Source organism: Streptomyces sp. NBC_01320 (assembly GCF_035974375.1).
Taxonomy (GTDB): domain Bacteria; phylum Actinomycetota; class Actinomycetes; order Streptomycetales; family Streptomycetaceae; genus Streptomyces; species Streptomyces yanii.
Genome location: NZ_CP108390.1, coordinates 7,980,747 through 7,998,905, shown reverse-complemented (window position 1 = coordinate 7,998,905; position 18,159 = coordinate 7,980,747). Strand labels below are relative to the sequence as shown.

Below are 18,159 nucleotides of genomic sequence, written 5' to 3'. Positions count from 1 at the left end.
GACGGTACGAAGCCGTCGGCCCGAAGCCCCGTACAAGCGCTCCAACAGCGCCGGCCTGCGGTTACAGCACCGGCAGCAGTGCCTTCAGCTCGAAGGCCGTGACCTCGCTGCGGTACTCCTCCCACTCCTGCTTCTTGTTGCGCAGGAAAAAGTCGAAGACGTGCTCGCCGAGCGTCTCGGCGACCAGTTCGCTCTTCTCCATCAGCGAGATCGCCTCGCCCAGGTTCTGCGGCAGCGGCTCGATGCCCATCGCGCGACGCTCGGCGTCGGACAGCGCCCACACGTCGTCGTCGGCGCCCGCCGGGAGTTCGTACCCCTCCTCGATGCCCTTGAGGCCCGCGGCGAGCAGCACCGCGTACGTCAGATAGGGGTTGGCGCCGGAGTCGATGGAGCGGACCTCGACGCGGGCCGAACCGGTCTTGCCGGGCTTGTACATCGGGACGCGGATCAGCGCGGAGCGGTTGTTGTGGCCCCAGCAGATGTACGAGGGGGCTTCGCCGCCGGCGCCCGCGGCGCGGGAGGAGCCGCCCCAGATGCGCTTGTACGAGTTGACCCACTGGTTCGTCACAGCGGAGATCTCCGCGGCGTGCTTGAGCAGGCCCGCGATGAAGGAGCGGCCGACCTTGGAGAGCTGGTACTCGGCGCCCGACTCGTAGAACGCGTTGCGGTCGCCCTCGAAGAGGGAGAGGTGGGTGTGCATGCCGGAGCCGGGGTGCTCCGAGAACGGCTTCGGCATGAACGTCGCCTGGACGCCCTGTTCCAGCGCCACCTGCTTCATCACGAGACGGAAGGTCATGATGTTGTCGGCGGTCGAGAGCGCGTCCGCATACCGCAGGTCGATCTCCTGCTGGCCGGGGGCGCCCTCGTGGTGGCTGAACTCGACGGAGATGCCCATGGATTCGAGCATGGTGATCGCCTGGCGGCGGAAGTCCATGCCGACGTTCTGCGGGGTGTGGTCGAAGTAGCCGGAGCTGTCGGCGGGGGTCGGGCGGCTGCCGTCGACCGGCTTGTTCTTCAGCAGGAAGAACTCGATCTCCGGGTGGGTGTAGAAGGTGAAACCCAGGTCGGAGGTCTTGGCGAGGATGCGCTTGAGCACATAGCGCGGGTCGGCGAAGGACGGTGAACCGTCGGGCATCAGGATGTCGCAGAACATCCGCGCGGTGCCGGGGGCCTCCGCACGCCAGGGCAGGATCTGGAAGGTGCCCGGATCCGGCTTGGCAATCATGTCGGACTCGTACACCCGGGCGAAGCCCTCGATGGCCGAACCGTCGAAGCCGATTCCCTCGTCAAACGCCTGTTCCAGCTCGGCAGGGGCCACGGCAACGGACTTGAGATACCCGAGCACATCGGTGAACCACAGGCGCACGAAGCGGATGTCGCGCTCCTCAAGTGTCCTGAGGACGAATTCCTGCTGCTTGTCCATAGCCACATCCTTGCAGTTCAGACGGTCTGTGCACCACCGCCCGGGATAGGGGAGAGACTCCAGTATCACGACCCGGGATTTCACCCAGATTACGCACTCGACGTGAGATGGAGCACTCGGCCACCCACTACGATCGGCGGCCATGGTGTGCGGGGCCTCCGAAGGAGAGGTCCCGGGGGCGGAGCGGCGTCGCGACTGCCCCGTGCGCGCCGGTTTCCCGACCCGTTCCTGTCCCTCCCCGCCCGTTCGCAGAAGGACCGAAGGACCAGACGACATGAGCTTCGACCGCAGGACCCGCATAGAGCAGATGCGCAACGCCGACCGTGCACGCGACCGTCGCAACCGTGCCCTCGCCATAGGGCTGAGCGCCCTTGTCGTCGCTGGTCTGGTCGCTTTCGGTTCCTACGCGCTGCTGGACAGGTCCGAGGCTGCGGACAAGGGGGACGCCGTCGCGGCCGATGAAGCGACGGCGTCCGCGGCGGAGAAGAAGGAGCTGGCGGCCGAGCCGATCGAGGGGCTCAAGACGTGGGACGCGAAGAAGCTGACCCGGAACCACGTCACCGAGACGGTCACGTACCCGATGAAGCCTCCGGTCGGCGGTGACCACAGCCCCGTCTGGATGAATTGCGACGGCGAGGTATACAAAAAAGCGATCCCCGACATGAACGCCGTGCACTCGCTGGAGCACGGGTCGGTGTGGGTGACGTACACGGACAAGGCGTCGGCCGCCGACGTGGCCGAGCTCGCGGCCCTGGTCGGGAAGACGCCGTACTCGCTGATGAGCCCGTACAAGGACCAGGCCGGCACGATCATGCTGAGTGCCTGGGGCAAGCAGGTCACTGTGGACAGCGCCGATGACCCGCGGGTCGGCCGGTTCTTCGCCAAGTTCGTGCAGGGGGAACAGACCCCGGAGCCGGGTGCGGCGTGCACGGGCGGGCTGGGGTCTCAGTGACCGGTACGAAACAGTGGGTGGCCGGTTCCGCCGTGGCCCTTGCGCTGCTCCTCGCGGGGGTGGCGACGGTCGCCTCGGCGCGGGACGACACGGCCGACGGGAAGCAGCCCGGAGCGGCCCCCGCGGCCGTCCGGGTGCCCGGCCCGGACTCGGCGGACGCCGGGTTCGCCCGCGACATGGCGGTCCACCATCAGCAGGCCGTGGAGATGTCCTTCATCGTGCGTGACCGCACACAGGACGAGGAGGTACGCCGTTTCGCGTACGACATCGCCAATACCCAGGCCAATCAGCGGGGCATGCTGCTCGGCTGGCTGGATCTGTGGGAGCTGCCGAAAGTGGCCGCCGGGCAGGAGCCGATGGCGTGGATGACGGCCCACGGTGGACACGGCACGCACGGTGATCACGGCACGGTCGGCACGGACGGCATGGACGGCATGGACGGCATGGACGGCATGGACGGCATGGGGGACGCGGGCGGGCCGGACGGCGCCTTCACCGCTCATGACGGCGCCCTCATGCCCGGCATGGCCACGCGGACCGAACTCGACCGGCTCAGGAAGGCAAGCGGCAAGCAGGCCGAGATCCTGTTCCTGCAGCTGATGACCGACCACCACAAGGGCGGCGTCGCCATGGCGCGCGGCTGCGCCGAGCTCTGCGCGGTGAAGGCGGAGAAGCGCCTCGCCCAGGGCATGGTCGAGGCCCAGCGGTCCGAGCTGGACGCGATGGCGAAGATGCTGGCGGCGCGCGGGGCGAAGCCCAGGTCCTGAGGCATTCCGCCGTTCCCGAAGCGGTACGGATGCACCCGAATGGGTGATACCGGTCGCGCACCCCGAACGGGCCCATGACGATGGGTTCGCTCGGGGTCGGACCGCAGTGCCCATTCGGCACCAGGAGGAATCCCCATGACCACCGCCAAGGACATCATGCACACCGGGGCCCAGTGGATCCCCGCGCACGAGACGCTCGACCGCGCCGCCCAGATGATGCGCGAACACAACGTCGGCGCACTGCCGATCTCGGCCAACGGCGAGCAGGACCGGATGGTCGGCATCCTCACGGACCGCGACATCGTGGTCGGCTGTGTGGCGATGGGCCACGATCCGTCGAAGGTGACCGCGGGTGAGCTCGCCCAGGGAACGCCGCGCTGGATCGATGCGAACGCAGAGGTGAACGAGGTTCTGGAGGAGATGCAGAACCACCGGATCCGCCGGCTCCCGGTGGTCGAGAACAAGATGCTGATCGGCATGATCAGCGAGGCCGACCTCGCCCAGCACCTCTCCGAGGACCAGATCGCGGGCTGGGCGGAGAAGGTCTACGCCCGCGGCTGACCGGCCTTCGACAGCGCACCACCGCGGCCCGGCACCCATGACAACGGGGGGTGCCGGGCCCACGTGCGAGGTATACCCGGCGGGGGTAGGGTGCCTGACATGAGCCCGAAATGTAGTGCGATGTACGGACAGCTGTTGCTGTTCACCGCGCTGCTGTTCGGGATCTTCACCATGCACACCGTCGGGTATCCGGCGGAACACGGCGGCCACGAGGCCGTGGTGACGATGGACCACCTGCGGGACCAGGAAGCTCAGGGGGTACACCCGGCGAGCGCCACGACGGAGCCCTCGGCGGAGCACTCCTCCGTCCCGCCGACGCCGATGGGCGACGGCACGGACCCGATGGCGGTCTGTCTCGCCGTGTTGGGCGCCTGGGGTCTCGCCCTGCTCGTTGGCCGGCTGATGGCGCTCCGGACCGCGGAGCATCTCCTCATGGCCGCCGGGGCGCTGTTGTCGCGTGCGCTGTGGTCCGGCCCCCCGCCCGCGATGACGGCTCCCGCCCGGTTGTCGGTGCTTCGGATATAGGAGCGGGCCGCTCCGCATCCCTCCTCCAGCCCGCACCGACAGCATCAGAGGTGTTCCAGCCATGCCTACTCAACCCACTCGACGCTCCGTACTCGGCGCCGGAATCGCCGTGGCCGGCACGGGAGTTCTGGCCGCGTGCTCCAGTGGTACGGCCCCGGAACGGCACGCCGCGAACCCCGGCCCCACGCATCACGACGCCATGGGCCACAGCCCGTCGCCCGCGTCGAAGAGCCGCGGGGAGTACATCTCTCCCGGCGACGCGGAGATCGCGGCGGTCGAGGCGAAGCGAGGCTCCGGCCCCGTACGGAAGATCAACCTCACCGCCACCCCGACCCGCCTCGATCTGGGCGGCGGGCTCACCGTCAACTCCTGGGCCTTCGGTGACCGGCTGCCCGGCAAGGAAGTCCGGATCACCGCGGGCGACACCCTGGCAGTCACCCTCGCCAACCACCTGCCGACGTCGACCACCCTCCACTGGCACGGCCTCCATGTGCGCAACGACATGGACGGTGTTCCCCAGCTGACCCAGCAGGCCATCAAACCGGGCGCGGAGTTCACGTACCGTTTCGCGGTGCCGCAGTCGGGGACGTACTGGTTCCATCCACACCAGGGCGTCCAGCAGGACCGCGGTCTGTACGGACCACTGATCATCGACGACCCGAAGGAGCCCCTGTCGTACGACAAGGAGTGGGTCGTCGTCCTCGACGACTGGCTCGACGGGGTGGAGGGTTCCACTCCGGAGGCGGTGCTCGCCGAGCTCAGCCACGGCATGGGCGGCATGGATCACGGGTCTTCCGGGGCCGATGACAAGCCCCGTTCCGGGTCCGGACCCTCGCGGGTGATGGGGGGCGCCCCGAGCGAACTGCTCGGTGGCGACGCGGGCGATGTCGACTACCCGTACTACCTGATCAACGGCCGCATCCCGAAGGACCCGACCACGTTCACCGCGAAGCCCGGCGACCGGATCCGGGTGCGCATCATCAACGGGGGCGGCGACACCCCCTTCCGCGTCGCGCTCGGCGGCCACCGGATGACCATCACCCACGCGGACGGCTTCCCGGTCCGGCACACCACGACGGACACGCTGCTGCTGGGCATGGGCGAGCGGTACGACGTGCTGGTCACCGCCGGGGACGGGGTGTTCCCGCTGACGGCGGTCGCCGAGGGCAAGAAGGCGTCGGCGCTGGCCCTGCTCCGTACCGGCGACGGCGCGGCGCCGACCGCCTCCGTGCGGCCCAAGGAGCTGACCGGGCAGCTGGTGTCGGCCTTCGAACTGCAGGCGGACAGCTCCGTGGCGCTGGCTGCCCGCCGGCCCGACCGGACGATCCGGATCAAGATGACCGGCAGCATGAGGGCGTTCGACTGGGCCTTCGACCACAGGAAGTACGACCCCGCTTGGCGCCATCCGGTCCAGGCGGGCGAGCGTGTGCGGCTGGAGTTCTACAACATCACGGAGATGTGGCACCCGATCCATCTGCACGGGCACACGTTCGGCCTCGCGGGACGTGCGGGAAAGTGGTCGGTGCTGGGCAGGGCCCCCGGGGCGCGCAAGGACACCGCGATCGTCCTGCCCAACAGGTCGGTGGCCGTGGAGTTCGACGCGGACAACCCGGGGCTGTGGATGCTCCACTGCCACAACGTCTACCACTCGAACATGAACATGATGACGGTCCTCGGCTACCGCCGCTGACCCGGTGCCGACGGGCGGCGTCGGCCGCGGCAGCGGAAGTGCGGCCCGCCAGGACATCGCGTCAGAAAGACGATTACACTGAGGCGCGTGCCTCAACTACGCCTCGCACTGAATCAGATCGACTCGACCGTCGGTGACCTCGCCGGCAACGCCGAGGCGATCGTCCACTGGACCCGGCACTCCGCCGAACAGGGCGCCCACCTGGTGGCGTTCCCCGAGATGGTGCTGACCGGATACCCCGTCGAGGACCTGGCCCTGAGGTCGTCCTTCGTCGAGGCGTCGCGGAACGCGCTGCGTGCGCTCGCCGCCCGCCTCGACGCGGAGGGCTTCGGGGAGCTGCCGGTCGTCGTCGGTTATCTCGACCGTTCCGAGACGGCCCAGCCGCGCTACGGCCAGCCTGCCGGATCTCCGCAGAACGCCGCCGCGGTGCTGCACCGCGGGCGGGTCGCGCTGTCCTTCGCCAAGCACCACCTGCCCAACTACGGCGTCTTCGACGAGTTCCGGTACTTCGTGCCGGGCGACTCGATGCCCGTCGTACGGGTCCACGGTGTCGATGTGGCGCTCGCGATCTGCGAGGACCTCTGGCAGGACGGCGGTCGGGTACCGGCCGCGCGCGCCGCCGGGGCCGGGCTGCTGCTGTCGATCAATGCCTCGCCTTACGAGCGGGACAAGGACGACACCCGGCTGGAACTGGTCCGCAAGCGGGCGCAGGAGGCCGGCTGCACCACCGCCTATCTGGCGATGATCGGCGGGCAGGACGAGCTGGTCTTCGACGGTGACTCGATCGTCGTCGACAGGGACGGCGACGTGATCGCCCGTGCCCCGCAGTTCGCCGAGGGCTGCGTCGTCCTCGATCTGGAGCTGCCCGCCGCGGCGCCCGAGGCGCCGTCCGGGGTGGTGAACGACGGACTGCGGATCGACCATGTGGTCCTCTCCGACAAGCCCGTCCCTGCGTACGAGGCGGAGCTGACCGGCGGCTACGCCGAGCGGCTCGACGACGACGAGGAGCTGTACTCGGCGCTGGTCGTGGGTCTGCGCGCGTACGCCGCGAAGAACGGTTTCAGCAGTGTGCTGATCGGGCTCTCCGGCGGGATCGACTCGGCGCTCGTCGCGGCCATCGCGTGCGATGCGCTGGGAGCGCAGAACGTGTACGGCATCTCGATGCCGTCGAAGTACTCCTCGGACCACTCCAAGGGCGACGCGGCGGAGCTGGCGCGGCGCACCGGACTGAACTTCCGCACCGTACCGATCGAGCCGATGTTCGACGCGTACATGGAGGCGCTGGGCCTCACCGGTCTCGCCGAGGAGAACCTCCAGTCGCGACTGCGCGGCACGATGCTGATGGCCGTCTCCAACCAGGAGGGCCAGATCGTCCTCGCGCCGGGCAACAAGTCGGAGCTGGCGGTCGGTTACTCGACGCTGTACGGGGACTCCGTCGGCGCGTACGGGCCGATCAAGGACGTCTACAAGACGTCGATCTTCCGGTTGGCGAAGTGGCGCAACCGGGCCGCGGAGGAACGCGGCCAGACGCCGCCGATCCCGGAGGCGTCCATCACCAAGCCGCCCAGCGCCGAGCTGCGGCCCGACCAGGTCGACACGGACTCACTGCCGGACTACGACGTGCTGGACCGGATCCTGGAGCTGTACGTCGACCGGGACCTGGGGCTGGAGTCGATCGTGGCGGCCGGGTTCGACGAGACGCTGGTGACGAGGACGCTGCGGATGGTGGACACCGCCGAGTACAAGCGGCGGCAGTACCCGCCGGGGACGAAGATCTCGGCCAAGGGGTTCGGGAAGGACCGGCGGCTGCCCATCACCAATCGGTGGCGCGAGTCGGTGTGACGCGGCGGGGCGGGCCGGCCCGATGAGAGCCGGCCCGCCCCGCCGGCCGTTCCGTCCTCAACCGCAGGGCGGACCCGATGTGCCCGGCCGCCGTCGTCATGGCCGGCGGCGCAGGGACATGGGATCGGGCCCGGCGGGAGCAACCCGTCCGGCGCTCGGGGAGGAGCGCCCCGCCGGCGTGCGGCAGTGTTCAGCCCACGTCCGCGTGGGACTTCGGCGTCCTGGACGCCCCCGTGCCCGCCACCACCCGGGACTCACCCGGCCTCCGACGGTCCAGCACCCCCGCCGTCGCCGCCACCGCCAGACCCGCCACGGCCAGCCCCGCGCCCACCGGTGCCGGGGACGTCCAGCCCCAGCCCGCCGCGATCGCGGCCCCGCCCAGCCAGGCGCCGCCCGCGTTGGCGAGGTTGAAGGCCGAGTGATTGGACGCGGACGCCAGCGTCGGGGCGTCCTTGGCCTTGTTCATGACGAGCATCTGCAGCGGCGTCGTGGTCATGAAGCCGATCCCGCCGAGCAGGACGACCATGACCAGCGCCGCCCACTTCACGTGCACGGCGAACGGGAAGACGGCCAGGACCACCGCCAGTGCGCTCAGCGAGCCGTACAGGGTGGGGCGCAGCGCCCGGTCCGTGAGCGGTCCCGCCGCGAGGGCGCCCAGGGTCATGCCGATGCCGAACAGCGCCAGGACCGGTGTCACCGAGGATTCTCCGAAGCCCATCACCTCGGTCGTCATCGCCGACAGGTACGAGTAGACGGCGAAGACGCCGGCGAAGCCGAAGACAGCGGTGAGCAGGCCGAGCAGCACCTGCCGGTTGCCGAGGGCGCGGAGTTCGCGGCCGAGACCCTGGTGCGCGTCGGCCGGCGCCCGCGGGACGAGCCGGGCGAGCGCGGCCATCGAGCACAGTCCGATCGCGGCGACGACCAGGAACGTCGCGCGCCAGCCGAGGTGCTGGCCGAGGAGCGTGGCCGCGGGTACGCCGACGATGTTGGCGACCGTGAGGCCGAGGAACATCGTCGCCACCGCCCGCGCCTGCCGCCCCTCGGCGACCAGGCGCGCGGCGACGACCGCGCCGACGCCGAAGAACGCTCCGTGCGGCAGCCCGGCGAGGAACCGGCCCGCGAGCAGCCAGCCGAAACCGGGGGCGAGCGCGGAAGCGAGGTTGCCGACGGTGAACAGGGCCATGAGCAGCAGGAGCATCCGCTTGCGCGGGACCCGGGAGCCGACGGCGGTGAGCAGCGGGGCGCCGAGGACGACCCCGATCGCGTACGCGGACACGAGATAGCCGGCGGTGGGTACCGACGTACCCAGGTCGTCCGCGACATCGGGCAGCAGGCCCATCATCACGAACTCGGCGGTTCCGATGCCAAATGCGCTGATGGCGAGCGCGAGAAGAGCCAGTGGCATGGCGGGAGAGACCTTTCCGCAGGGAACTCGGCCCGCCGGTCCGGGCATCGCTGACCGGCCGCCGGGTGGGGACGAGGGCGTGGGGGCGGCGGGCCCGGGCAGCGCGGCGCGCCCGGCCCGAAGGCCGGGTCGCACCGCGGTCACCGGCTCCATCGCCGGTCGGCTCGCGTTCCCCGGAGGAACAAATACTCTCAGACGGTTTATGCCAGAAGGTAAACGGACCGTTGCCTCAGAGCCTGTCGGGTGACCTCTGATCGGGCGGCCACGCCCTGGCACGCACGCTTCCCGAGTTGCCGAAATGTCCTAGTAGCTCCGCTACGAGGACATCCCGCCGCCTTGGAATCGCACGCACCAGACCGCGTCCGCTATCCGATCGAAGGTCGCCCGACAGGCTCTCAGAGCTCGACGCGGGCGGCGATCGGGAGATGGTCGCTGCCCGTGGCCGGGAGCGTCCATGACGACATCGGTTCGATGCCCTTGACCATGATCTGGTCGATCCGGGCCATCGGGAACGACGCCGGCCAGCTGAAACCGAAGCCGTTGCCCGCGGCGCCCTGCGTGGACCGCATCTGGGAGGTGACCGCGTTCAGCGAGCGGTCGTTCATCGTGCCGTTGAGGTCGCCGAGCAGGATCACCTTGCCGAGCTGTTCGTCGGCGATGGCCTCACCGAGCGCGTCCGCGCTCGCGTCGCGCTGGGTGGCGGTGAATCCGGCGTTCAGTTTGACCCGCACGGACGGCATGTGGGCGACATAGACGGCGACCTTGCCCTTCGGCGTCGTCACCGTGGAGCGCATGGCCCTGGTCCAGCCCATCTTGATGTCCACGGGGCGTGTGCCGCTCATCGGGTACTTGCTCCACAGACCGACGGTCCCCTGCACCGAGTGGTACGGATAGCGGTCGGCGAGCGCCGATTCGTACGCGGGTACCTGGCCGGACGGCAGCTCCTGCAGGGCGATGATGTCCGCGCCGGAGCCCGCGACCTGCTGGGCGGTACCCGCGGGGTCGGGGTTGCCCGCGTTGACGTTGTGGGTGGCGACGGTCAGGTCTCCGCCGCTGCCCGACTTGTCGGTGAGCAGCCCGCCGAAGACATTGAGCCAGACCACGGCCGGCAGCAGCAGCGCGATCAGTGCGGTCGCGGAGCGGCGCACCAGGCCCAGGACGAGCAGCACCGGGACGAACACGCCGAACCACGGCAGGAATGTCTCGGAGAGGCTCCCCAGGTTGCCGATCCTGTTCGGGATCTCCGCGTGGAAGATCATCACAAGGGTCAGCAGGACCGCGCAGGCGGCGAGGACGATGCCGCGCCGCCACATGCCCTTGCCGCTGGTCCATCTGTCGCGCAGGTTCCGGAAGCGGGACCCGGTGCGCCGCGGTCCCGCGCTGCCGTTCCCGGTGTCCGCCCTGTACGCCTGCACCATCGCGCTGTCCTCACTGCTTCGCCGTACCCATCGCCGCGCTCCCGACCCTAGGCGATGAGCAACGCCTTTCCTGCCGTCCACGACGGCCGTACTGCCACGAGGACGAAGGGCGTGGTCCGGCGGGTTCCGGCCGGACGGATCTTGTGGGGCGTTGTGACACAACGCTCATACTCGAGCGGGGGCCGGGCGTGTCAGGCCTGGCCTGCGCTTTTGCCGGACGGACGGGTGGCGGGCGCGGCTGCCCGGGCGGGGACCGGGGTGGTGTCGGGAGCCTTCGGGCGCGGCGCCAGGCCCTCGACCAGCGTCCGGATGATGCGATCGGCAAGGTCTTCCGGGAGTGGCGCGTCGGGCCGGTGAATGGTCCGTACGAGCATGGGACCGATGAACAGGTCGTCCATCAGCTCCACATCCAGGTCCGCCCGGAGTTCGCCCGCTTCGACCGCCCGCCGCACGGCCGCCGTCATCGCGACCCGGCGCGGTGCTATCACCGTGCACTGGTACTCGGCCCACAGTTTGGGGTGGCTCTTCATCTGTGCGAAGACGTTGTGGAGGAGGACCGAGGAGCGCTGGGCGAGTCCGCGCCTGCGCAGCGATTCCAGCATCACGCGGAGGTCGCTGAGCCCGGCGGTGCCGGAGATCTTCGGTTCCGGGGGTTCGATGTGGCGCAGCACATCGACGAAGAGCTCTTCCTTGCCGCTCCAGCGCCGGTAGATGGTGGCCTTGCCGACGCCTGCGGTCCGGGCGATGCGCTCGATGGACAGCCCGGCGAGCGGTTCGCCGGTCTCCAGGAGGTCGACGACGGCGTCCAGGATCGCCCGCTCCGCCGCCGCACTGCGCGGTCGGCCGCGCCGCGGTTCCCGGTCCTCGTCCTGCGCCTGCACCTGGCTCCACCTCTCGCCGCGCCCGTCCGGTCCCTGTCCCGATTCTCACCGACCGGGGCGGTGTCCTGCTTCCCGCCCCGGTCGGCCCGGTGTGTCCGGGGTGACCGGGGTGACCGGGGCGGGCTTTCAGCCGTCCGGGCCCGTGGCCGTCATGGCGTCATCGGCGCGCGCCCGCGGGCACGGCCCGGTCGTCGTCGCCGTGTCCGGTCCGCTGCCCGGCGGGCGGCCTGCCCGGCAGGAAGATTCCGACCACGAGGGCTCCGATCAGGGCGACGCACGCGGAGCCGAGGGCGGTGACGTGCATGGCGCTGATGAAAGCGTCGTTGGCCGCGCCGACCAGCGGGGCGCCGGCCGGACCGAGCTTCTCCGCGATGCCGAGGGTCGCCTCGATCGACTCCCCCGCCGCGTCCCTGGCCGCGGCCGGGAGCGTACCGAGGTGGCCCTCGATGTCACCGCGGTAGACGGTGGACAGCACCGAGCCCAGGACAGCGATCCCGAGCGCCCCGCCGACCTGTCGGAACGTGTTGTTGATGGCCGATCCGGAACCGGCCTTCTCGCGCGGCAGCGCCTGCATCACGGCCACGGTGACGGGCGGCATGACGTGCGCCATGCCGGTGCCCTGGATGAAGAAGACCAGACACATCACCCAGATGGGTGTACTGGCATCGAACAGTGCGAACGCCGACAGTCCGACCGCGACCAGCAGCATGCCGGCGGTGCACACCGCACGGGCGCCGAACCGCTCGACGACCAGCCGGGCGCGCGGCGCGAAGATCATCTGCGCGGCGGCCAGCGGCACGATCAGGAGTCCGGACTGCAGGGCGCTGTAGCCGCGCACGCTCTGCAGGTAGAAGGCGGAGAAGAAGGTCACGCCCATCAGCGCGAAGAAGACCAGCGCCACAGCGGCGACGGCGGCGGAGAACGCGCCGTTCTTGAAGTACGTGATGTCGATGGCCGGGTGGCTGCTGCGCTTCTCGTGCCAGACGAATCCGGCCAGGACGACGAGACCGCCGATGATCGAGAGGAGCACGACGGCGTCGCCGAAGTCGGCGAGTTCGCCGCCGCGGATGATGCCGAACACCAGCAGGACCAGACCGACGATGGAGAGGACGACCCCGAGCGGGTCGATCCGGCCCGGCTTCGGGTCCCGGGAATCCGGCACCAGCACCGCCATCGCGATCAGTGCGATGACGACGACGGGCACGTTGACCAGGAAGATCGAGCCCCACCAGAAGTGTTCGAGCAGCAGTCCGCCGGTGATCGGGCCGATGGCGATGCCCAGGCCGACACTGCCGGCCCAGATGCCGATCGCCTTGGGCTGCTCGTCGCGCTCGAAGACGTTCATCAGGATCGCGAGTGTGGCGGGCATCACGAACGCGGCGCCGAAGCCCATCACGGCGCGCCAGGTGATGAGTTCGCCGGGCGAACCGGACATCGCGGCGAGTGCCGAGCCGATACCGAACAGCAGGATGCCGAAGAGCAGGACCTTCTTGCGGCCGATGCGGTCGCCGAGCAGACCGGCGGTGAAGAGGAGTCCGGCGAAGACCAGCGTGTACGAGTTGATCGCCCACTCCAGCTCGCTCTGGGTGGCTCCGAGCCCGGTGGGCGACGGGCTCGCGATGGTCTTGACCGCGACGTTCAGGATCGAGTTGTCCAGCACCACGATGAGCAGGCTGAACATCAGAACGGTGAGGATCACCCAACGGCGACGGTGGATCGCCTCGGGAACACGGGGCACGGCGGCCGGAGGGCCGGACGGTATCGACATGACGGCGAGCGTATCCCATTTCGATACGAGACCGTCTCGTATTGGAAAGTCTTTGCCCAGTCGTGCCCACTTCCCGCGGACGGCCCCGGGATGCCACCATGGACGCGATCCGGGGACGCCGTCAGGGCGCCTCGAGATGACGAAGGAGCCGTTGACAATGACGCTTCAGGCTGCACAGAACCAGCCCGCAACCCCCGCGGGGGCCCCCACCGACAGCAGCAAGGCGCTGTACGGAGGCAAGAGCACCCGCCGCATCACCGTCCACGACATCGCCGCCGCCACCGAGCGCGGCGAGAAGTGGCCCATGCTCACCGCCTACGACGCGATGACCGCGTCCGTCTTCGACGAGGCCGGCATCCCGGTCATGCTCGTCGGCGACTCCATGGGCAACTGCCACCTCGGCTACGAGACCACCGTGCCCGTCACGATGGACGAGATCGCCATCCTCTCCGCCGCCGTCGTACGGGGCACCAAGCGCGCCCTCATCGTCGGCGACCTGCCCTTCGGGGCCTACCAGGAAGGGCCGGTCCAGGCCCTGCGCAACGCCACCCGGCTGGTCAAGGAGTCCGGCGTCGGGGCGGTCAAACTGGAGGGCGGCGAGCGTTCGCTCCCCCAGACCGAGCTGCTGGTCTCGGCCGGCATCCCGGTCATGTCTCACCTCGGCCTGACCCCGCAGTCCGTGAACACCATGGGCTACCGGGTGCAGGGTCGCAGCGACGAGGCCGCCCACCGGCTGGTCCGAGACGCAAAGGCGGCGCAGGACGCGGGGGCGTTCGCCGTCGTCCTGGAGCTCGTACCGGCCGAGGTCGCCGCCGAGATCACCCGCAGTCTGCACATCCCGACCATCGGCATCGGCGCCGGTCCTGACACCGACGCCCAGGTGCTGGTCTACACCGACATGGTGGGGCTGACCGGCGGCAAGGTGCCGCGCTTCACCAAGCAGTACGCGAACATGCGCAAGGTGCTCGGTGACGCCGCGAAGGAGTTCGCCGACGAAGTCGTCGGCGGCACGTTCCCGGCGCCGGAGCACACCTTCCACTAATAAGACTTGTCCCGCATATCACCCCAGAGGGTGAGCTGCTGCGGGATGCAACGGGGGCGTGAGCCGGGCGTTCCAGCGTGGTCACCTTGCGGTGTCTCATCCGGGTTTGCTCGGCTCCGCCCTGCGGCGGTTCGGGGAGCAGAGGTCGCACGGCATTGCCGTGGGACTGCCACGCGACCAGCACCTCGTACGGTGTTCTGGCTCTGTGTGGTCGACTTCCGCAGGGCGTCTTCCAGCCCTTCTCCAAAGATGATCTGCGCGTGCCGGGACTGTGCGGTGTCCAGGTACGCGGTCTTGGGGTCGTCCACGTCGGCGAAGCGGACGAACGCGGCCGGCGCGGCGGACACGAGGTCTCGTTTCCCGGCGAGGCCGCAGGCGATGCACCGTCGGCTACGAATTCAGTCCGCTCAGCGAGCGCGCACTGCGACCCGGCCCACATCCACCAGATTTGAGCCGGTGCCACGCTTACGGAGCTTTACCACCGGTTCTCCTTCGATTCCCCGCGCTTCACGACGCACTGGCGCCTCGTGGCACACCTACCAGGTACAACAAGCTCACCGTCCGCTACGAAGCGACCGTCCAACTCACCCTGATACAGCAGTGTTTGTGAGAATCTCAGAATGATTTCATCGCCCTGCTGCTGCCGCTGCGTATCGTTATGCCACGGCCAGGTGACTGCGGAAGTGCCGCGGGGTCTCGGCCTCGTCGAGCAGGATGAGTGCGAAGTCGGCGTAGGAAATGCGGGCTGCGGTGTCGCCCTGTTCGCGCATGTCGTAGTGACCGGTGCGCTCGCCCTCGTGGTCGAAGTCGCCAGCCGGGCTCACATACACCCAATCCAGTGCGCCGCCCTCGACACGGAGAACCTCCAGACCGGCGGCGTGGGCCAGGCAGAAGGGCCGAAACTCCGCGGGGAAACCGGGCGCGTCCAGCAGCCGGGTCCCATCGGGGCCGGGCAGCAGCGCCGATAGCCCGACAGCGACGAGTCTGTCCACTCCGGCCTGCCGCAGGCCCTTGACGAGGGCGTGCGCGGCGCTGGTGAAGAATGCGTCCGGGTCGGTTCCCGCGCCGTACACCGCTGCCGCGGTGATCGCGGCGTCGTGGCCGGCCGCGAGGGCGGCGACGTCCGCCACGTCGGTGACGTCACCAGCGGCGATCCGTACGTCACCATCCGCCAAGCCGCTGTAGCGCGCGGGGTCGCGCACCACCGCGGTGACCTCGTGCCCACGCCGACGCGCCTCGGCGACGGCCTGTCGGCCGGCCCGGCCGCCCGCACCGAAAATCACGATCCTGCTCATCTTCGGAATACCTCCTGGTGAGTCGATGCTCCGGAAGGTACCCGTGAGGGCAGTTACCACCTGGATACCGCTGACACCAGCGGCGAGGCAGGAGACCACCATGACGCACCGGCAGCCGCTGGCCCCCGACATGTTCGACGAGCTGTGCCCCTCCTCACTGTTGCCATTTCGCTTCGGAGACAAGTGGGCGGCCCTGGTCATCCGCTGCCTGGAGGACGGCCCGCGCCGCTTCTCCGAACTCCGCGTGCCGCTGCGCCGCGTCACCCCGAAGGTGCTGACGCAGTCGCTACGCGGCCTGGAGCGTGACGGGCTCGTGTCACGTACGGTGCACGCTGCCCCGGAACTCCGGGTGGAGTACGCGCTGACGCCACTGGGCCGCAGCATGCTGGAGCCGTTGGACGCGGCGTGTGCGTGGGCAGCGGCGCACTGGGATGAGCTACTCGATGCGCGGGACTCATACAACGCACCGTAGCCCTGGCTCGGACACCAGGGCGTAATTAACCCACCGTGGTGTCTGTCGAAGCATTCCGAACACGCTTTGGTTCCACCAGGACCTGTCCGAAAGAAGGGCCCTGGACACTGGCCACTGCCCCCACGCCGACAGCCCGCCGACTTCCCCCGTCGGCGGGCTGTCGGCGTGTGCCGGCCGCTGCAGGCACCCTGTCGGCAGGATGTCGGTGGGCTGTCGGTGGCGGCTGGTCCCATGGTGGACATGACGCGAATCGACAAGAACCCCAGGAGCGGCGGCAACGCCGTCGAGGTACGGGGGCTGGTCAAGCACTACGGCTCGACCAAGGCTCTGGACGGCGTGGACCTCGATGTGCGCGAGGGCACCGTCCTCGGTGTGCTCGGCCCCAACGGCGCCGGTAAGACCACCCTCGTACGCTGCCTGTCCACGCTGATCGTTCCCGATGCAGGGCACGCCACCGTGGCAGGCTACGACGTGGTGAAGCAGCCGCGGCAGCTGCGCCGCATCATCGGCCTGACCGGCCAGTACGCCTCGGTCGACGAGAAGCTCTCCGGCTGGGAGAACCTCTACATGATCGGGCGCCTCCTCGACCTGCCCCGCTCGACCGCGCGGGCCCGCGCCGACGAGCTGCTGGAGCGGTTCTCGCTCACCGAAGCCGCCAAGCGGCCCGCGATGAACTACTCCGGTGGCATGCGGCGCCGGCTCGACCTGGCCGCCTCGATGATCGGCAGCCCGGCCGTGCTGTATCTGGACGAGCCGACGACGGGGCTCGACCCCCGGACCCGCAACGAGGTCTGGGACGAGGTGCAGCGGATGGTCGTGGAGGGGGCGACCGTGCTGCTCACCACCCAGTACATGGAAGAGGCCGAGCAGCTCGCCAACGAGCTCACCGTCATCGACAAGGGCAGGATCATCGCCAGCGGCGGGGTCGACGAGCTCAAGGCGAAGGTCGGCGGCCGCACCCTGCAGATCCGGCCCACGGACCCGGGCCAGCTGCCCGCCATGGCCCGGGCGCTCGCCGAGGCCGGTCTCGACGGGGTCGCTGGTTCGCAGGCCGTCCCGGACGAGGGCATGTTGTACGTACCGATCCTCAGCGACGACCAACTGACCGCCGTCATCGGCCTGTTCGCCGGCCGTGGTCTCTCCATCGCGCACATCGCCACCGCGCTGCCCAGCCTGGACGAGGTATTCCTGGCCATCACCGGCGAGAAGACCGCGCCGTCCGTGACCGACACGATTCCCGAGGAGGTCGCGGCATGAGCACGGCGACTCTGACACCCGACGCCCCGACGGGCTCCGCACCGGCGAAGGTCCTTCCCGACGAGGGCCGGATCGGACTGCGCGGCAATCTGCGGCACATCGGCGCGCTGGTGCGGCGCAATCTGCTCCAGATCAAGCAGGACCCGGAGTCGATGTTCGACGCGCTCCTGATGCCGATCATCTTCACGCTGCTGTTCGTGTACGTCTTCGGCGGCTCGGTCGGCGGGAGCCTGGGCGGTGGGCGGCAGGAGTACATCAACTATCTGGTCCCCGGTCTGATGGCGATGATGGGCATGAACATCGCCTCAGCGGTCGGCACCGGCGTCAATGACGACTTCCGCAAGGGCGTCATGGACCGGTTCCGGACCATGCCGATCGCCCGTTCGTCGGTACTCATCGCAAAGATCGTGGTCGAGCTCGGCCGGATGATGGTCGCCACCGTGATCCTGCTGGCCATGGGTTTCGCCCTCGGCATGGAGATCAAGACCTCGGTGGTCGGCCTGCTGGAGGCGGTCGCACTGTCGGCGGTGTTCGGCGCCGCCATCATGTGGATCTTCATCCTGCTCGGGCTGTCCCTCAAGACGTCCCAGTCGGTTCAGGCAATGGGGTTCCTCGTGCTGATGCCACTGCAGTTCGGTTCATCGATCTTCGCCCCGCCGGCCACGATGCCCGGCTGGCTCCAGGCCTTCACCGACTACAACCCGCTGTCCAATCTCGCGGACGCGGCACGCGGGCTGATGCTCGGCGGTCCGGTGGCGCACTCGGTGTGGCTGACGCTCGGCTGGGCCGCGGCCATCACCCTGGTGACGGCGCCGCTCGCGGTCGCCAAGTTCCGCAAGAGGACCTGAGGACGGGACGTCC

At 69.4% G+C, this 18,159-nt stretch carries 16 protein-coding genes; 10 read left to right on the top strand and 6 right to left on the bottom strand.

All coding sequences use genetic code 11. The annotated features are described in order from the left end of the window. Positions 1-61: 61 nt before the first annotated feature. The gene (gene glnA / locus OG395_RS36420; protein ID WP_327246729.1) at positions 62-1,423 is read right to left on the bottom strand and encodes a type I glutamate--ammonia ligase; all 1,362 of its coding nucleotides are present in this window, start codon (positions 1,421-1,423) and stop codon (positions 62-64) included. Between the two features lie 274 nt (positions 1,424-1,697). Here glnA and OG395_RS36415 point away from each other — a divergent pair, with 274 nt between their 5' ends. The 6 genes from OG395_RS36415 to OG395_RS36390 all read left to right on the top strand — a co-directional run bounded on the left by OG395_RS36415 (position 1,698) and on the right by OG395_RS36390 (position 7,760). Continuing rightward, entirely contained in the window at positions 1,698-2,375 is a 678-nt protein-coding gene (locus tag OG395_RS36415) for a DUF3105 domain-containing protein (protein WP_327246728.1), read from the top strand. A 17-nt stretch (positions 2,376-2,392) separates the two neighbouring features. Continuing rightward, entirely contained in the window at positions 2,393-3,142 is a 750-nt protein-coding gene (locus OG395_RS36410) for a DUF305 domain-containing protein (RefSeq protein ID WP_327246727.1), read from the top strand. Positions 3,143-3,277: 135 nt separating this feature from the next. Beyond that, positions 3,278-3,703 (top strand): CBS domain-containing protein, encoded by a 426-nt coding sequence (locus OG395_RS36405; RefSeq protein ID WP_327246726.1) that lies wholly within the window; start codon positions 3,278-3,280, stop codon positions 3,701-3,703. Positions 3,704-3,802: 99 nt separating this feature from the next. Continuing rightward, positions 3,803-4,228, top strand: coding sequence for a hypothetical protein (locus OG395_RS36400; RefSeq protein ID WP_327246725.1), 426 nt, complete (start codon positions 3,803-3,805; stop codon positions 4,226-4,228). Between the two features lie 61 nt (positions 4,229-4,289). After that, positions 4,290-5,918, top strand: coding sequence for a multicopper oxidase family protein (locus OG395_RS36395; RefSeq protein WP_327246724.1), 1,629 nt, complete (start codon positions 4,290-4,292; stop codon positions 5,916-5,918). Between the two features lie 87 nt (positions 5,919-6,005). Further along, positions 6,006-7,760: an NAD+ synthase gene (locus OG395_RS36390; protein ID WP_327246723.1), complete on the top strand. Its 1,755-nt coding sequence runs from the start codon at positions 6,006-6,008 to the stop codon at positions 7,758-7,760. A 190-nt stretch (positions 7,761-7,950) separates the two neighbouring features. On the opposite strand, the gene OG395_RS36385 is transcribed toward OG395_RS36390, so the two are convergent. The 4 genes from OG395_RS36385 to OG395_RS36370 all read right to left on the bottom strand — a co-directional run bounded on the left by OG395_RS36385 (position 7,951) and on the right by OG395_RS36370 (position 13,232). Next, entirely contained in the window at positions 7,951-9,165 is a 1,215-nt protein-coding gene (locus OG395_RS36385; RefSeq protein WP_327246722.1) for an MFS transporter, read from the bottom strand. Positions 9,166-9,560: 395 nt separating this feature from the next. Continuing rightward, positions 9,561-10,478, bottom strand: coding sequence for an endonuclease/exonuclease/phosphatase family protein (locus tag OG395_RS36380; RefSeq protein ID WP_442818783.1), 918 nt, complete (start codon positions 10,476-10,478; stop codon positions 9,561-9,563). A 296-nt stretch (positions 10,479-10,774) separates the two neighbouring features. After that, a complete protein-coding gene (locus tag OG395_RS36375) occupies positions 10,775-11,464 on the bottom strand; it encodes a TetR/AcrR family transcriptional regulator (RefSeq protein WP_327246720.1) in 690 nt (229 codons plus the stop codon). 157 nt (positions 11,465-11,621) lie between these two features. Then, positions 11,622-13,232, bottom strand: a complete 1,611-nt coding sequence (locus OG395_RS36370; RefSeq protein ID WP_327246719.1) for a DHA2 family efflux MFS transporter permease subunit — start codon at positions 13,230-13,232, stop codon at positions 11,622-11,624. Between the two features lie 157 nt (positions 13,233-13,389). Between OG395_RS36370 and panB the strand changes: the two genes are divergently transcribed. Further along, entirely contained in the window at positions 13,390-14,274 is an 885-nt protein-coding gene (gene panB, locus OG395_RS36365; RefSeq protein WP_327246718.1) for a 3-methyl-2-oxobutanoate hydroxymethyltransferase, read from the top strand. Positions 14,275-14,930: 656 nt separating this feature from the next. On the opposite strand, the gene OG395_RS36360 is transcribed toward panB, so the two are convergent. Continuing rightward, complete coding sequence (locus OG395_RS36360) at positions 14,931-15,569, bottom strand: NAD(P)-dependent oxidoreductase (RefSeq protein ID WP_327246717.1); 639 nt, start codon at positions 15,567-15,569, stop codon at positions 14,931-14,933. Positions 15,570-15,669: 100 nt separating this feature from the next. Between OG395_RS36360 and OG395_RS36355 the strand changes: the two genes are divergently transcribed. The 3 genes from OG395_RS36355 to OG395_RS36345 all read left to right on the top strand — a co-directional run bounded on the left by OG395_RS36355 (position 15,670) and on the right by OG395_RS36345 (position 18,146). Next, complete coding sequence (locus tag OG395_RS36355; protein WP_266986318.1) at positions 15,670-16,041, top strand: winged helix-turn-helix transcriptional regulator; 372 nt, start codon at positions 15,670-15,672, stop codon at positions 16,039-16,041. 231 nt (positions 16,042-16,272) lie between these two features. Continuing rightward, positions 16,273-17,298, top strand: a complete 1,026-nt coding sequence (locus tag OG395_RS36350; RefSeq protein ID WP_327246716.1) for an ATP-binding cassette domain-containing protein — start codon at positions 16,273-16,275, stop codon at positions 17,296-17,298. Further along, positions 17,295-18,146, top strand: a complete 852-nt coding sequence (locus tag OG395_RS36345) for an ABC transporter permease (RefSeq protein ID WP_327246715.1) — start codon at positions 17,295-17,297, stop codon at positions 18,144-18,146. The genes OG395_RS36350 and OG395_RS36345 overlap by 4 nt, the downstream gene beginning before the upstream one ends. The last annotated feature ends 13 nt before the right edge of the window (positions 18,147-18,159 follow it).

Coding starts and splice junctions, on each gene's coding strand:
- panB (WP_327246718.1), top strand. CDS start 13,390: ATGACGCTTCAGGCTGCACAGAACCAGCCCGCAACCCCCGCGGGGGCC.
- OG395_RS36355 (WP_266986318.1), top strand. CDS start 15,670: ATGACGCACCGGCAGCCGCTGGCCCCCGACATGTTCGACGAGCTGTGC.
- OG395_RS36400 (WP_327246725.1), top strand. CDS start 3,803: ATGAGCCCGAAATGTAGTGCGATGTACGGACAGCTGTTGCTGTTCACC.
- OG395_RS36345 (WP_327246715.1), top strand. CDS start 17,295: ATGAGCACGGCGACTCTGACACCCGACGCCCCGACGGGCTCCGCACCG.
- OG395_RS36350 (WP_327246716.1), top strand. CDS start 16,273: ATGGTGGACATGACGCGAATCGACAAGAACCCCAGGAGCGGCGGCAAC.
- OG395_RS36380 (WP_442818783.1), bottom strand. CDS start 10,478: ATGTGGCGGCGCGGCATCGTCCTCGCCGCCTGCGCGGTCCTGCTGACC.
- glnA (WP_327246729.1), bottom strand. CDS start 1,423: ATGGACAAGCAGCAGGAATTCGTCCTCAGGACACTTGAGGAGCGCGAC.
- OG395_RS36360 (WP_327246717.1), bottom strand. CDS start 15,569: ATGAGCAGGATCGTGATTTTCGGTGCGGGCGGCCGGGCCGGCCGACAG.
- OG395_RS36405 (WP_327246726.1), top strand. CDS start 3,278: ATGACCACCGCCAAGGACATCATGCACACCGGGGCCCAGTGGATCCCC.
- OG395_RS36385 (WP_327246722.1), bottom strand. CDS start 9,165: ATGCCACTGGCTCTTCTCGCGCTCGCCATCAGCGCATTTGGCATCGGA.
- OG395_RS36395 (WP_327246724.1), top strand. CDS start 4,290: ATGCCTACTCAACCCACTCGACGCTCCGTACTCGGCGCCGGAATCGCC.
- OG395_RS36415 (WP_327246728.1), top strand. CDS start 1,698: ATGAGCTTCGACCGCAGGACCCGCATAGAGCAGATGCGCAACGCCGAC.
- OG395_RS36370 (WP_327246719.1), bottom strand. CDS start 13,232: ATGTCGATACCGTCCGGCCCTCCGGCCGCCGTGCCCCGTGTTCCCGAG.